Raw genomic sequence first — 14,443 nt, forward strand, 5'->3', positions numbered from 1 at the left:
ATGACCATGGCCAAGATCCTGTGTGTCCTGTACCCCGATCCGGTGAGCGGATACCCGCCCGTCTACGCACGCGACTCGATACCCGAGGTCGGGAACTATCCAGACGGTCAGACGCTCCCGTCCCCGTCGGCCATCGACTTCACACCCGGGCAGCTGCTCGGCTGCGTGTCAGGGGAACTGGGGCTGCGCCGGTTTCTCGAAGCCCAAGGGCACGAGCTGATCGTCACCTCCGACAAAGAAGGTATCGACTCGGTCTTGGAGCGTGAGCTGCCCGACGCCGATGTGGTCATCTCCCAGCCGTTCTGGCCGGTGTATCTGACAGCTGACCGAATCGCGAAAGCACCGAAGCTGAAGCTGGCGCTCACCGCCGGAATCGGTTCGGATCACGTCGATTTGGATGCCGCGATCAAAGCCGGGATCACGGTCGCCGAGGTGACCTACTCGAACAGCATCAGTGTCGCCGAGCACACGGTCATGCAGATCCTGATGCTAGTGCGCAGCTTTGTCCCGGGCCACGAATGGGTGCGCAACGGAGGCTGGAACATCGCCGATTCGGTCTCGCGCGCCTACGACCTGGAGGGCATGGACATCGGCCTCATCGCCGCCGGGCGTATCGGCCGGGCAGTGTTGCGTCGCTTGGCCCCGTTCGGGGTGCGGTTGCACTACTTCGACACCCACCGGCTACCAGACGAATTGGAACGTGAACTCGGGCTGACCTTCCACCCCGACGCGCGATCGCTGGCCAGAGCAGTCGATATCGTCTCCATCCATGCGCCGCTGCATCCACAGACCTACCACCTGTTCGACGCCGAGCTCATCAACTCGATGCGCCGGGGCTCCTACATCGTCAACACCGCCCGCGCCGAGATCGTCGTGCGCGACGCAATCGTCGACGCGTTGGAGTCCGGCCAACTCGCCGGCTACGCCGGCGACGTCTGGTACCCCCAGCCTCCGGCCGCCGATCACCCATGGCGGACCATGCCGCACGAGGCGATGACTCCACACGTGTCCGGCACAACGCTGTCCGCGCAGGCCCGCTACGCCGCCGGTACCCGCGAAATCCTCGAGGACTTCCTGTCCGGGCGCGAAATTCGTCAGGAGTACCTGATCGTCGAAGGCGGCCAACTGGCCGGCACCGGGGCGAAGTCCTACACCGCCGGATCAGCCAACGGCCGCGCGTAAACCGGACACCGGGCAAGGGGCGCACCGATCTCGGTAGCCTGCTGGATCGGTGTCCGGTCGTCGTCGCGACGGGAGCAATCCTGCACCGCGACACCCCTTCCCGGCTGCCCGATCAGCCCTGTGGTGAGGAATACCGACAGCTCGCTGGGGTCGCTGGCCGATAGCGGTGTTCGCCGCGGGAGTGGTCATCGGAGTGCTCGGCCGGGCTGATCATGACGCCGAGGTCATCTCCCGCACAGGCGACCGTCTACCGACTCGACGATCGCAACCTGGGCCGTGTCCCCGCTGCCAAGACCAGCGACTGAACAACCGCGTGGTATGCGACCGATGCGCAATCGACGGGATTCGCCCGACGCCGGGTACGGTCGCCGGAGCACTCCGGCGAGAGGACGAGCATCGGTGGACCCACGCATCATTGGTCAGGCGACCGGACTGTTCAGCGTCACCAACATCGATGACATCCTCGTGCTGGCGCTGTTCTTCGCCCGAAGCGCCGCGCATCGCCACTCCACGCGGCGGATCGTGCTCGGCCAGTACCTCGGCTTCGCCGCCATTCTCGCCGTTGCCGTCGCGGCCGTATTCGGGGCGACCTTCCTGCCCGAACCTGTCATTCCCTACCTCGGTCTGCTGCCCCTGGCCCTTGGTCTCAAAGCCGCCGGGCAAGCGTGGCAGAACCACCGCGACAACGACAACAAAGACCACCCCCCTGCCGAACAGCACGGGCCCGCCGCGCTGGAGGTCGCAGCGGTGACCTTCGCTAACGGTGGCGACAACATCGGTGTCTATGTCCCGGTTTTCACCACCGCCGGCCCAGGTGGCATGAGCGAGTACACGATCGTGTTCCTCATCCTGGTTGGATTGTGGTGCTTCGCGGGCAAGTACTTCGCCACGCGCCCGGTCATCGCCCGTGCGCTGAGCCGCTGGGGTCACGTCCTGCTACCTGTGGTGCTCATCGGCATCGGTCTGCTCATACTCATCGAGGGCGGCGCATTCGGCTTGTAACTGCCCATGAGCGGATCGGTCCTGCACGTGTCGCAGGCGCCGATGGAAATCGGCACAGGCGCGACGACTCAGGTAGAAGGCTGGGTCGAACTCGCCCGGCGCCACCGCAAAAGCAGCACCGAAGTCGAGCGCCGATATCGGTTCAGGAGCGTGGCTTACGCCGTTCCGGTCGCTTGCCGCCGTCGCGATCGCGGCGCGGTCCGGCGCGGAACGGACGCCCGCTCGGGGGGCCGGAATCGAGCTGCAGCTGGATGAGCTGGCCGCTGATCCTGGTGCGCCGCAACGCTTCCAGCGTCTCCGAGGATAGGTCGGCGGGCAGTTCGACCAGGCTGTGGTCCGGCCGGATACTGATGTGGCCGAAATCGCTGCGGCGCAGTCCGCCCTCATTGGCGATGGCGCCGACGATCGCACCGGGCACCACTCGGTGTCGCTTGCCGACACTGATCCGGTAGGTCGCCAATTCGGCACCGGTGCCGCGGTGATGCGATGGGCCACGATCCTCGCCCTCGAACCGGCGGGCGGGCCGGTCCCCGCGCGGCAGGCGTTCGCGCTGCGGGCGTTCCACCGGCTCCGGCTCGGGCTCCATGAAGAAGTTGTCGCCGTCATAACCGCTGACCGCCAGCGCCGCCGCAATATCCACCAGCGGAATATTGTGCTCGCGCTCGTAATCCTCGATGAGCTTGCGGAACAGCGCCAGATTCGTCGAGCTGAGGTTCTCGGTGATCGAATCGCCGAATTTGGCGACGCGCTGGGTGTTCACGTCATCGACGCTGGGCAGCTGCATCTCGGTCAGCGGATGCCGGGTGGCGCGCTCGATCGACTTGAGCAGATGACGTTCCCGCGGCGCGACGAACAGCAGCGCCTGACCGCTGCGCCCGGCGCGGCCGGTGCGACCGATGCGGTGCACATAGGACTCGGTGTCGTGCGGAATGTCGTAGTTGACCACATGCGAGATGCGATCCACATCGAGTCCGCGGGCGGCGACATCGGTGGCGACCAGGATGTCGAGCGCACCGGACTTTAGTTGACCGATGGTGCGCTCACGCTGGTTCTGCGCGATATCGCCGTTGATGGCCGCAGCGGAGAAACCGCGCGAGCGCAACTTTTCGGCCAGTTCCTCGGTGGCCTGCTTGGTGCGCACGAAGATGATCATCGCCTCGAACGCCTCGACCTCGAGGATTCGGGTGAGTGCGTCGAGCTTGCGCTGATGGGATACCTGCACCCAGCGCTGGGTGATGTTGGTATTGGTCGAGGTCTTCGACTCGACGGTGATCTCGACCGGTTCGCGTAGGTACTTCTTGGAGATACTCCGGATCGCCGCGGGCATGGTCGCGGAGAACAGCGCGACCTGCTTCTCGCGCGGGGTGTCGGCGAGGATGCGCTCGACATCCTCCTGGAACCCCATCTTCAGCATCTCGTCGGCCTCGTCCAGCACCAGATACTGCAGCTGCGACAGGTCGAGCGTGCCCTTCTCCAGGTGGTCGATGACCCGGCCCGGCGTGCCGACCACGACGTGCGCGCCGCGGCGCAGGCCGGACAGCTGCACACCGTAGGCCTGGCCGCCGTAGATCGGCAGCACATGTAGACCAGGGATGTGGATGGCGTAGCGGCCGAATGCCTCGGCGACCTGGATCGCGAGCTCACGCGTCGGTGCCAGCACCAGGGCGCGCGGAAGTTTGCCGGTCGCCTCGATACCCATGAGGATCGGGATGGCGAATGCCGCGGTTTTGCCGGTGCCGGTCTGGGCCAGCCCGACCACATCGGCGCCGTCGAGCAGCGGCGGAATGGTCGCCGCCTGGATGGGCGACGGCGACTCGTAGCCCACATCGGCGATCGCCGCGAGGACGCGGTCATCGATGCCGAGATCGGCGAAGGTCGGGCCGTCGTTGTCCCTGTCGTTGTCGCCAGGAACGCTGTCGACCTGATTGGTACTCATTGACCAGGAGTTTACTGCCTCCCGGTGGTCGTCTCGGCCACCGGGCCAATACGGTGAGACATATGCAACCCGAAAGCGTGCCCACGCATCACGACCCGGGGTCGTCAGCAGTGGCTGTGGCGGTGGTCCAATTCGCGGCGGGGACCGAGCCTTCGGCCAATCTCGAAGCCCTGCGCGCGGACGTTCGCGCCGCCGCCGAGTGGGGTGCGAAGGTGGTGGTCGCACCCGAATACTCGATGTTTGCCGTCTCCCGGCTCGACGAGCGGGTCGTGGCCGTCGCCGAACCGCTGACCGGGCCGTTCGTCACCCGCCTCGGCGATATCGCACGCGAGTTCGGGGTGTATCTGGTCGCCGGCATCGTCGAGCAGGTGGCGCCGGAGGCGGGGCGGATCCGCAATACCCTCGTGGTGCTCGGACCCGACGCGAACCTGGTGACGAAGTACCGCAAGGTGCATCTCTACGACGCGTTCGGATATCTCGAATCCGATGTCGTGGAGGCGGGTGCGATCGAGAACCCGGCCACCTTCACGGTCGGCGCTGTGACCTTCGGCTTACAGACCTGTTTCGATCTGCGCTTCCCGGAAGGCTGCCGTCGCGTCGCGGCCGCCGGAGCGCAGGTACTGATCCTGCCCGCGCAGTGGATTCCCGGCCCGGCGAAGGTGGATCAGTGGACGACGCTGCTGCGCGCGCGTGCCATCGAGAACACCGTGTACGTGGCCGCCGCCGATCAATGCGCGCCGCGCGGTGCGGGCGCCTCGATGATCGTCGATCCGACCGGTGTGATCCTTGCCGAACTCGGTGACGAACCCGGTGTTATCGCCGCGGATATTGACCTCGAACAGCTGGCCGCGGTTCGCCGCGCAAACCCCAGCCTGGCATTGCGGCGATTCTCGATCACCGAGCACACACCGGAGTAGCGTTAATTCGGATGATCTACTCCGATCGGACAGCGGCCGGTCGCGCGCTGGGTTTGGAACTCGGCCACCTGCGTGCGATGCAACCGCTGGTGCTCGGACTGCCCCGCGGCGGGGTTCCGGTGGCGGCCGCGGTCCGTGAGGTCATCGGGGGCGATCTCGACATCCTACTGGTCCGCAAGCTCGGTGTACCGTGGCAGCCCGAGTTGGCGATGGGGGCGATCGGGGAGGAAGGTATCCGGGTCCTCAATCAGGACGTGTTGTCGCACACCGGGATAACGCAGCAGCAGCTGGCCGAGATCGAGGCTGTGGAACGCGCTGAACTCGAGCGCCGACGTGAGATGTGGCGCGGTGATGCCAAACCGATCCCGATCTCCGGCCGCACGACCGTGATCGTGGACGATGGCATGGCGACCGGGGCGACGGTGACCGTCGCCTGCCGGGTCGCCCAGCTGCACCAACCGACGCGGATCGTCGTCGCGGTGCCGGTGTCGTCGACAGAGGCGTTGCGCCGGGTGGCCGTCGAGTCGGACGAGGTGGTCTGCCCATGGGTTCCGCGCTCGCTCGGCGGCGTCGGCATGGCCTACCGCGACTTCCATCAGTTGGAGGACGACGAAGTCACCGCGCTACTCGATTGAGAGCAATGGCACCGCAGCGGTTGCGGCTACAGCGCAGCGATCGTTCATACCCGCACCGACGGCTCGAGGTGAGGACGCCTGAGAAGGGCGGTGTCTGCGACTCGGATAACAGTCGCTCGACATGCTTTAGCTAAGGTGTTGCCGTCCGTGTCCGGCGAAGACACAGGAGGCCGCGTTTGATCGTGTTCGGTGATCGTGTCGTCTGCTCCGCCGTCGACCTCGTGTGCGCGGCGCACTGTGAATTCGAGTTGCTGCGTGCCCTCGATACCGAACTGGGCACTATCGCGGGCACGGCGGATGTGGTACCGGATCATGCGTCGCGCAGCGCATTCGACGGTGCGCGCGCACGCAGGCTCGCGGACTTCCGTGATCGGTATGGCAGTCGGATGGTGGAAATCCATTGCGCCGAATACGATCCGGCCGCCGACCCCCACGAATACATCGCCGCGCTGCGGGCCGCCAACGCCGAGACCGTAGCGGCGCTGCGGGCCGGTGCGCATGTCATCCACGGTGCCACCTTCTTCGACGGAAAATTCGCCTGTACCGGCGATTTCCTGGTGCGGGCCGGACATCGGGTGCGCTACACCGTGCACGGCACCGCGGCGGGTCCACCGGATCGGATCGATGCGGCACTCGAACTCGCCGCGTGCGCCCACGCTGTGGACAGCAGCGGCGCGCTCACCGCTCCCCTGGTCCGGTTGTACCTGGACGAGGACAGCGAGACCTTCGCGCTCACTGATCTGCTGCCGGTGTATCTGGCTCGGCGCGACCGGGTGGAGCGGATCCTGGAAGACAAACTGAGCGAATTGCTACCCGTGCAGTGGGGCGATCCGCGTTATCTGGCCTGCGGCCACTGCCCGACATGCACCTGCGCGATCGCTGGGGCCCGCGATCTGCTGCTGGTGGCCGGTATGCCGCGCTCGGCGCGGGCCAGATTGCGCGAGGCCGAGGTGAGCACCATCGACCGGCTGGCGAGCCGCACCGCCACCGTGCCCGGCCTGCCGCCGCGCACCTTCGCCGCACTGCGTCGCCAAGCCGAAATCCAGCTGCGCCGTGAGGCTTCCGGACAACCGACCCATACGCTGGTCGACGCGATCGCATTGGGCGCGCTGCCGCCACCGTCACCGGGCGATCTCGCACTCACCATCGAGGAGGGGCCATCGGGTCGGCTGCTCGGTATAGAGGTGGGCGGTAACGGCACGGTCCAGCTGGCCTTCCGTGCCCCCTTCGGCGCGGCTCCCGCACCGTATCGGGCAATGACCGATATCGCCGACGAGGCGACCGGACAGCGGCGCGCCTTGGCCGAGGTGCTCGACTTCGTGGCTCAACAGCTCCGGATGTATCCGGATATGCGCGTGTACCACTACACCTCCGGCGTGCGCTCGGCGCTGCTGCGGTGGAGCGGCCGGTACGGGGTCGGCGCGGAGACGGTCGAGGATCTGCTGCAGGCCGGTGTGCTCGTCGACCTGTATCCGATCGTGCGCAATGCCCTGCTGATCGGGGAACGCTCCTATCGGCTGGGCCGGCTGCGGCGGCTGCTACCGAATACCGCGGGCCAGGAACGCGATTGCGTCACCGTGCTGCGGCTACGCGACTGGCTGCTGGACCGGGTGGCCGAACGACGCGTGGGCGCGGATGCGGTGCTGCTGGATCAGGCCAGTTCGTGGTGTCTGGTGCCGAGCCCGGAGGAGCCGGATCCGCTGCCACCGACGCGGCCGTCGTCGCTCGAGGCCGCACTCGCGGAATTCGCGGCGGCACAGGATGAGCCATGCCATCCTGCGGCATTGATGGCGGCGGCACTCGGTTATCACCGGCGCGAACGCCAGCCGCTGTGGTTGGCACATGCCGACCGGCTCAGTCATCCGGTCGACGAATGGGCCGACGCGCCAGGCGTATTGGTGGCCGATTGGGGCACGGTCGACACCAAATGGCATCGCAGCCCGCATCAGCCGACCATGCGCCGATACCTGACGCTGACCGGGCGAATCGGCATCGGCTGGGGCGGTAGCGATACCGCGGGCGGCGCCGCGACCGGCACGACGCTGACGCCGGGCACCGCCGTGTACACCTTCTACGATCAGCCGGTCGCCGCCGGGATGATCACCGCCGTCGGCCGGCGCGCGACCGCGACCGCGACCGTGCTCGGCTGCGCGGTGGACGCGAACTTCGATGACATCGTGCGGCTGGAGGAATTACTGCCGCACGGCTGCGAACCCTACGACGAGCTGCCGATCGCGATCGCCCCCGGTCTGCCCGCTTGGGACGAGAATATCGAGACCGCGGTCGAATTCGCCGCCCAGCAACTCCTGATGGCACTACCGGGGATACCCGCGGGCGCGGTCTTCGACATCCTCGCCCGCCGCCCTCCGCGCCTACGACGGGCCGAACGGCTACCGGATGTGCACGGTGACCACGCGGCGGCCGTCACGGCCGCACTGCGCGACCTCGACGATTCCTATCTCGCGGTGCAGGGGCCGTCGGGCACCGGTAAGACCTCCACCATCGCCAGGTCGATCGAACGTCTGGTCACGCGGCACAAGTGGCGCGTCGGCGTTGTCGCGCGGACGCATTCGACGGTGGAGAGCCTGCTCGACATAATCGTCGCGATGGGGGTGCTACCGGAACTGGTGGCCAAGAAGGATGCCGTGGCGGTGGCGCCGGAGTGGTCGGTGATCGACGGCACACGCTATCCGCGGTTCCTGGACAATGCGGTCAACGGCTGCGTAGTCGGTGGCGTACCGGCCGATTTCGCCGATGACGAGGTGGTCCCCGGCGACAGTCTGGACCTGCTGGTGATCGCCGATGCGGGCTGCTTCCCGCTGGCCGATACCGTCGCGGTCGCGGTGAGTGCGCGCAATCTGCTGTTGCTCGGCGATTCGGCACCGTCCGCGGCGCGCGGCGCGCATCCGGAGCCGGTCGACGAATCGGTGCTCGGCTGGCTCACCGAGGGCCGCCGGACGCTGCCCGCCGACCGCGGCTACTTCCTGGACCGCACTTGGCGGATGCATCCTCGCGTCTGCGATCCGATCTCCCGGCTGTACTACGACAACCGCCTGCGCTCCAACGAAACCGTTACGCTCGCACGGAAGTTGGAGGGTGTCGAACCGGGGGTGGAGACGGTGCTGGTGGCGCACACCGGCAATTCGACCGAATCGGTGGCCGAGGCCCGCGAGGTGGTGCGCCGGGTGCGCGCGCTGCTCGGGGTTTCGTGGACGACCGGTGCGATGACGCGACGGCTCCATCCGCACGATATTCTCGTGGTCGCGCCCTACAGCGCCCAGGTCGGCCTGATCCGAACGTTGCTGGCCCGGGCCAAGATCGAGGATGTGCTGGTCGGCACCGCCGAGCGCTTCCGCGGCCGGGAGGCGGCGGTGGTGCTCACGTCGATGACCACTTCCAGCCCCGCCGACGCGCCCTACGGGATGCGATTCCTGCTGTCGCGCAGTCTGGTTCAGGCGACGCTGTGCCGGGCCATGTGGAAGGCCGTCATCATTCGATCCCCACTGCTCACTGAATATCTGCCGAGTACACCGGACGATCTGTCGGATCTGGCGACATTCCTACGACTCGGGTGAATATCGCTTTCAGCGTTTGTTCAGCTGATGACCGAAATATTCAGTTCGAACCGGTTGGTTCTTTTTTATGGAATTCGCTCTTGCAAATCGCCATTGCGATGCCCCGCAATTCGCAATGGGCAGTGCTCAGCCGAAGCAGTTACCTTCACCGCGATAAGTGGGCACCATCGTCCGCGTGCCGTCGCCATCGACCAGGTGGATGTGGCCGAACCGCTCGCACAACTCCCCGGCCTTGGCATGCCGGAACCACACCCGATCCCCGATCCGCAGTTCGGCGGCCCCGGACAAGGGCGTCTGCACTTCACCCGCCCCCTCGGTGCCGAGCAGCTTCAATCCGGTGGGCCACACCGGCTTCGGCATCCGCGAGGCCCCGGCCGGACCGGAGGCGATGTAGCCGCCCGCGAAAACCGTTGCGATGGACGGTGTCGGCTTGCGCAGCACCGATGTGGCGAAGAACAGCGCGGGGCGCGGGGTGAAAGCGCGGTAGTGATCGAACAGTGTCGGCACATACAGCCCGGAGCCCGCGGTCACCTCGGTGACATCCGGATCGGCGATGCTGACCTCGATGGATCCGGAGCCACCGCTATTGACGATCTCCACCTTGCCGACCACCGAACGCACCGCATCCAGAACTCGCCCGCGCCGCTTGCCGATATCGGCCGCCGAGGCCCGTTTCACCAGGCGCACCGCGATATCGGCGTCGGGCAGCCCGGCGATCTGCGCCTCATAGGTCATCACGCCGACGACGTCGAATCCACGTCGCACCGCCTCGCGCGCGAGCACGGCGGCCTGTTCGGGGGTGCGCACCGGCGAGCGCCGAACACCCAAGTGCAGCGGTCCGATTCGTAGCGAGGCATCCACATCCAGGCAGATCCGCGGCCGCACCAGATCGGTACCGACCGCGGCGCGGATCAGATCCAGCTGCGCGACATCGTCGACCATCAACGTAATGGATTGGCGCAGAGTGTCATCGGTGGCGAGTTCGGCGAGTGCCGCGCGATCGACGGTCGGATAGCCGAGCAGCACATCGCGGGCGCCGAGGCGGACCAGCCAGATGGCCTCCGCCAACGAATAGGACATGATGCCCGCGAACCCACCGGACGCGGTGAGCCCGATACCGAGCAACTCCTCGAGCACCGTGCGGCAGCGCACCGACTTACTCGCCACCCGAATGGGCACCCCACCCGCGCGTCGGACCAGGTCAGCGGCATTGGCACGCAGCGCGGTCAGATCGAGGGCGGCCAGCGGCGGGGCCAGCTCGGCGGTGGCCGCATGCAGTGCGACGATCGGCGACGTGAGGGTCACCCGCCCACTCAACCATCAAGCTGGTCAAACGTCCAGTACTGCGCGGATCAGACTTCGACGGCCCGGGTGGCCAGGCTGCTGACCAGGTCGTCGAGCACTACCAGCATCGTTTCGTCATTGCAATCGGCGAGCCAGCGCAGGACCGCGCCCTGCAGTACCGAGACCGCGTAGGCCGCGATGGCGTCCACCGGCTCCAGCCACTGCGCCCCCGACCGGGCGGCGCAGAGGTCCAGGAAGCTCGCGACCTCGGAGTCCATCTCGCGGAACAAGGCCGCTGCTGTCGGGTCGCCGACACATTCGGTCTGCGCTTCCCACCGTTCGGCCAGCAGATGCGCGGTCGCCTCGTACCTGCGAGCCTGCCGAGCCGGAGCCGCCTTGACCAGCGGCCAGTACGCGCTCACCCCGGCATGCAGCAGCACCCGAAGTGCTCGCACTCCGGTGAAATCGAGCGAGGCGGCGGCCTTCTCGACGGCCTCGCAAATGGTCGGCCGCAGCCGAACCGTCGCTATTTCTCCACGTACGCTCAACGACGACTCCCTCGAGGAAAGAACTCGCGCACCTTCGTTGGCGCGGCTCGCTGAACACGACAGGCGGCTCTCACGAATCCCCCGCTAGGGAATTTCCTGGATGCCCAGTCCAACATTCACCAATGGTAGAGGGTTTTCGGGGTTTAAGAACGGGTTCAGCCGGTGTTTCCAGACTGGAAGAATGTTTTGTTACCCAAACGGAATACCGCCGCAATCGACCGGCGTCCAACCGGAATCGCCTCCCCCGGCGCCACTCTCGTGTGCGCCCCACGCGAGAAGACCATTGACCAGACTACGGCCCGAGCCCCTGCCGCCTCCGTCTCCTGTGGCGCATCACACACAAACACCCTCGCAAACCGGACAGCCGGCGGTTCCGTATTCGATCCGCGATCCGTACCGTGCCGACATCGTGGCCTTGGCTAGCCTGGACCGGTGACTCTCTCACCCCCCGCTGACCAGTTCTATCTGACCGGCACCTTCAACTTCCGCGATCTCGCAGGGCTGCGGACCGTCGACGGCGCGCGGATCCGCCCTGGTGTGCTGCTGCGCTCAGCCCAGCTGAGCGGCCTCGATCTGCCCGGACACGCGATCCTGCGCGAACTCGGCGTCACCGATGTTTTCGACCTGCGCGGACCGCGCGAGATCGAGCACATCGGCCACGACAATCTGCCCGACGGCGTGCGACTGAATGTCACACCGTTCGACTCTGGAATGGCCGCGGCGCCGCCGCACGAAGCGCAGACCGACAACGCGTTCACGCACATGCTCGAGGTCTACCGCTACTTCCCGGCCCGGCCCGAGGCCAATGCCGCGATCATCACCATCGCCGAGACGATCGCCGATGGCGAGGGCGCGGTGCTGGTGCACTGTGCGGCCGGTAAGGACCGCACCGGCTGGGCGATCGCGACCCTGCTGCGCGCGGTCGCGGTCGGCGAGGCCGATGTGCTCGCCGACTTCCTGGCCAGCAACGACGCCGTGCCCGCCCTGCGCACCATGATGGCGTCGAAACTCAGTGCGGGCGTGGAATTTTCCATCGATGTCCTCGGTGTCCGCGAGGATTACATGCGCATCGCGACGGATGCCGTACACGAAATCCACGGCGATTTCGAGACCTACTTGACCGTCATCGGATTCACCGCGGACCTACGCGCGCGGCTGCGCGATCGCCTGCTCGAGTGAGTCACCCCGCCTGCGCCCGCTCCCGTCGCACCAGACCATCGGCAGCGATACTGACCTGATCGCCGGTGTGAAACCAACTTCCGGTGAAGCGATCCGCGGTGGTCTCCGGATCGTTCCAGTAGCGCTGGGTGACATTCGGTCCACGACACAGCAATTCGCCGTATCCTATCTGCGCCCGCGGCCCCCACAGCGCCAATTCGGTACCGCCGAAGGGAAATCCGAGCACCGGATCCGCGCCGGACGCGGTATCGGTGTCGTCGTCGACGACCAGGCCGATGCCACTGGTTTCGGTCGCTCCCCAGACCGACCACTGTCGCGCGGCCGGGAATATGTTGCGCAGGGTGGCGGTCAGATCCGCGGGGTCGGCGGCACGTTCGGCCCGATGGCCCGCATTGCTGACCCGGACGATGCCCTCGGTACGCAGTCCGTCGGTTCGCAGCGCCGCGAGTTCGGGCAGCAGGCGAGCGAAGATGCGCGGTGTCGCGGAAACCATATCGATCCGTTCGGAGACAATGGTTTCCGCGAGACTGCGACTATCCGACGCGAGGACGACGGTGCCGCCGACCGCGAAGGTCGGCAGCAGTTGGTCCACGCAGCCACTCGCATGCGCCAGCGGTAACAGCACCAGATTGCGCAGCCCATCGGTCGGTAGATCCAGCGCCGCGACGACGGAACGGATTGCCGAGAGCAGATTTTCGTTGGTCAGTTCGACACCCTTGGGCGCGACGGTGGGATTGGCCGGACAGGGTCCGGTGCCACTGGTGTAGCAGAGCAGTGCCAGATCATTCAGGGCCGCACCATCATCGATGAAGGCGGCGCCGTCGGGCAGTTCGTCGCTGGCGCCGCCGAGCACGAAATCGGTACTGCTGTCGGCGATCACCCGCTCGGCCACCGCAGCGGGCAGACCGTCGTACACCAGAACCGGAACCGCGCCGCTGAGCAGCGCCCCGAGGAAGGCCTGTACCCAGCGCACGCCCGTCGGCAGGTGGATGGCGACCCGGTCGCCATAGCCGATGCCGTGCTCCTGCAGGCCCCCCGCGATGCGGGATGCGCAGTGCCACAGTTCCCGGTAACTCAGCCGAGGGCCGCCTATCTCCACCACTGCTTCCCTGGTCGAGAAGGCGTGCACCTGCAGATCCAGTAGCTCGGTCAGCGCGGGGGTGAGGTTGCCGTAGCGCAGCACGCCATCGGCGCCGCGGGCCAGCGGCGCATCGCAAGCACGCGGACGGTTGAGTGGATACTCGACCAAAAACTGCGACATGGGTCCTCCGCACGCGCCTCGAGCCTGCAGGCTACTGCGACTATATGACGCGAGTCACACTTTCGCTGGGATAGGCGTGGAACGCGTCAGGGCCGTCATCGACCGGTGTAGGTCGCCTTTCCCGGTCCGACCTCCAGGAAGCTGCGCACCGCGCCGCGCAGATCCGCGGTGTCGAACAGCGCACCGGACACCTGCGGGGTCACCGAGTCCGCGTGCGCGACACCGCCGGAGCGCCACGCCTCGATGATCTGTTTGGTCGCGGCATGCGCCAGGGTCGGGCCCTGGGCCAGCCGATTGGTCAATTCCCTTGCGGCGGCGTCGACATCGTCGTGGATGGCGTTGACCACGCCCCATTCGGCCATGGTCGCGGCATCGTAAAGGTCACCGGTCATCACGAATTCGCGGGCGCGGCCCGAGCCGGCACGCTCGGCCAGTCGCTGTGGACCACCCATCGACGGCGTCAGGCCGACGACCGTCTCCACGAGACCGAATTTCGCCCTCGGTGCGGCCAAGATGATGTCGCAGGCCAGGGCCATTTCGAAGGCGGCGGTCAGGGTGAGGCCGTGCGCGGCGAAGACCACGGGACACGGCAGCGCCTCCAGCGGATGGATGATCTGCGCGAACTGGGTGCGCCACAGCTGGGCGCCCTGCTCGACCGTCAAGCCATCGAAGACGTGCACGTCGACGCCGCCCGAGACCAGCTTGCCCTCGGCCCGCAGCAGCACCGCGCGCGGCGGGTCGACCGATAGCTCGGCGAGATCCTCGATGAGCGCGTCGAACATCGACTGGTCGAACAGATTCAGCGGCGGATTGGCCAGGGTGAGGGTCGCGACCTCGGCGCCGCCGTCGGTGGTTTCCCGGATCAGCCTGGTGGCCTTCGTATCGCTCATTCGGCAAGACTAGGCTCACCCACTCCGTCGGCTC

Annotated in this window: 11 protein-coding genes; 6 read left to right on the top strand and 5 right to left on the bottom strand. The window is 66.8% G+C overall.

Translation table 11 applies throughout. The annotated features are described in order from the left end of the window. Nucleotides 1–6: 6 nt before the first annotated feature. Both ACW2Q0_RS07970 and ACW2Q0_RS07975 read left to right on the top strand, forming a co-directional pair. Nucleotides 7–1,182 carry an NAD-dependent formate dehydrogenase gene (locus ACW2Q0_RS07970; protein WP_457188287.1) on the top strand — a complete coding sequence of 392 codons (1,176 nt, stop codon included), beginning with the start codon at nucleotides 7–9 and terminating at the stop codon, nucleotides 1,180–1,182. A gap of 399 nt (nucleotides 1,183–1,581) precedes the next feature. After that, a complete protein-coding gene (locus ACW2Q0_RS07975; RefSeq protein ID WP_457187761.1) occupies nucleotides 1,582–2,184 on the top strand; it encodes a cadmium resistance transporter in 603 nt (200 codons plus the stop codon). A 142-nt stretch (nucleotides 2,185–2,326) separates the two neighbouring features. Here ACW2Q0_RS07975 and ACW2Q0_RS07980 read toward each other — a convergent pair whose 3' ends face one another. Further along, a complete protein-coding gene (locus tag ACW2Q0_RS07980) occupies nucleotides 2,327–4,120 on the bottom strand; it encodes a DEAD/DEAH box helicase (RefSeq protein WP_457187763.1) in 1,794 nt (597 codons plus the stop codon). A 62-nt stretch (nucleotides 4,121–4,182) separates the two neighbouring features. Here ACW2Q0_RS07980 and ACW2Q0_RS07985 point away from each other — a divergent pair, with 62 nt between their 5' ends. From ACW2Q0_RS07985 to ACW2Q0_RS07995, 3 genes are all read left to right on the top strand, one after another. After that, entirely contained in the window at nucleotides 4,183–5,037 is an 855-nt protein-coding gene (locus tag ACW2Q0_RS07985) for a carbon-nitrogen hydrolase family protein (protein ID WP_457187765.1), read from the top strand. An 11-nt stretch (nucleotides 5,038–5,048) separates the two neighbouring features. Next, on the top strand, nucleotides 5,049–5,672 hold the full coding sequence (locus ACW2Q0_RS07990) for a phosphoribosyltransferase (RefSeq protein ID WP_457187767.1): 624 nt from the start codon (nucleotides 5,049–5,051) through the stop codon (nucleotides 5,670–5,672). Nucleotides 5,673–5,854: 182 nt separating this feature from the next. Beyond that, nucleotides 5,855–9,247 carry an AAA domain-containing protein gene (locus ACW2Q0_RS07995; protein WP_457188289.1) on the top strand — a complete coding sequence of 1,131 codons (3,393 nt, stop codon included), beginning with the start codon at nucleotides 5,855–5,857 and terminating at the stop codon, nucleotides 9,245–9,247. A 126-nt stretch (nucleotides 9,248–9,373) separates the two neighbouring features. On the opposite strand, the gene ACW2Q0_RS08000 is transcribed toward ACW2Q0_RS07995, so the two are convergent. Continuing rightward, the gene (locus ACW2Q0_RS08000) at nucleotides 9,374–10,552 is read right to left on the bottom strand and encodes an amino acid deaminase/aldolase (RefSeq protein ID WP_457187769.1); all 1,179 of its coding nucleotides are present in this window, start codon (nucleotides 10,550–10,552) and stop codon (nucleotides 9,374–9,376) included. A 47-nt stretch (nucleotides 10,553–10,599) separates the two neighbouring features. Beyond that, on the bottom strand, nucleotides 10,600–11,079 hold the full coding sequence (locus ACW2Q0_RS08005) for a TetR family transcriptional regulator (RefSeq protein ID WP_457187771.1): 480 nt from the start codon (nucleotides 11,077–11,079) through the stop codon (nucleotides 10,600–10,602). 432 nt (nucleotides 11,080–11,511) lie between these two features. Between ACW2Q0_RS08005 and ACW2Q0_RS08010 the strand changes: the two genes are divergently transcribed. Next, nucleotides 11,512–12,258 carry a tyrosine-protein phosphatase gene (locus ACW2Q0_RS08010; protein ID WP_457187773.1) on the top strand — a complete coding sequence of 249 codons (747 nt, stop codon included), beginning with the start codon at nucleotides 11,512–11,514 and terminating at the stop codon, nucleotides 12,256–12,258. Between the two features lies 1 nt (nucleotide 12,259). Here the strand turns inward: ACW2Q0_RS08010 and ACW2Q0_RS08015 are convergent, their stop codons facing one another. Both ACW2Q0_RS08015 and ACW2Q0_RS08020 read right to left on the bottom strand, forming a co-directional pair. Then, entirely contained in the window at nucleotides 12,260–13,519 is a 1,260-nt protein-coding gene (locus tag ACW2Q0_RS08015; RefSeq protein WP_457187775.1) for a class I adenylate-forming enzyme family protein, read from the bottom strand. A gap of 95 nt (nucleotides 13,520–13,614) precedes the next feature. Further along, entirely contained in the window at nucleotides 13,615–14,409 is a 795-nt protein-coding gene (locus ACW2Q0_RS08020) for an enoyl-CoA hydratase/isomerase family protein (RefSeq protein WP_457187777.1), read from the bottom strand. Nucleotides 14,410–14,443 lie beyond the last annotated feature (34 nt).

It is taken from the genome of Nocardia citri, from assembly GCF_054065835.1.

Coding starts and splice junctions, on each gene's coding strand:
- ACW2Q0_RS07970 (WP_457188287.1), top strand. CDS start 7: ATGGCCAAGATCCTGTGTGTCCTGTACCCCGATCCGGTGAGCGGATAC.
- ACW2Q0_RS07980 (WP_457187763.1), bottom strand. CDS start 4,120: ATGAGTACCAATCAGGTCGACAGCGTTCCTGGCGACAACGACAGGGAC.
- ACW2Q0_RS07985 (WP_457187765.1), top strand. CDS start 4,183: ATGCAACCCGAAAGCGTGCCCACGCATCACGACCCGGGGTCGTCAGCA.
- ACW2Q0_RS07990 (WP_457187767.1), top strand. CDS start 5,049: ATGATCTACTCCGATCGGACAGCGGCCGGTCGCGCGCTGGGTTTGGAA.
- ACW2Q0_RS08015 (WP_457187775.1), bottom strand. CDS start 13,519: ATGTCGCAGTTTTTGGTCGAGTATCCACTCAACCGTCCGCGTGCTTGC.
- ACW2Q0_RS08020 (WP_457187777.1), bottom strand. CDS start 14,409: ATGAGCGATACGAAGGCCACCAGGCTGATCCGGGAAACCACCGACGGC.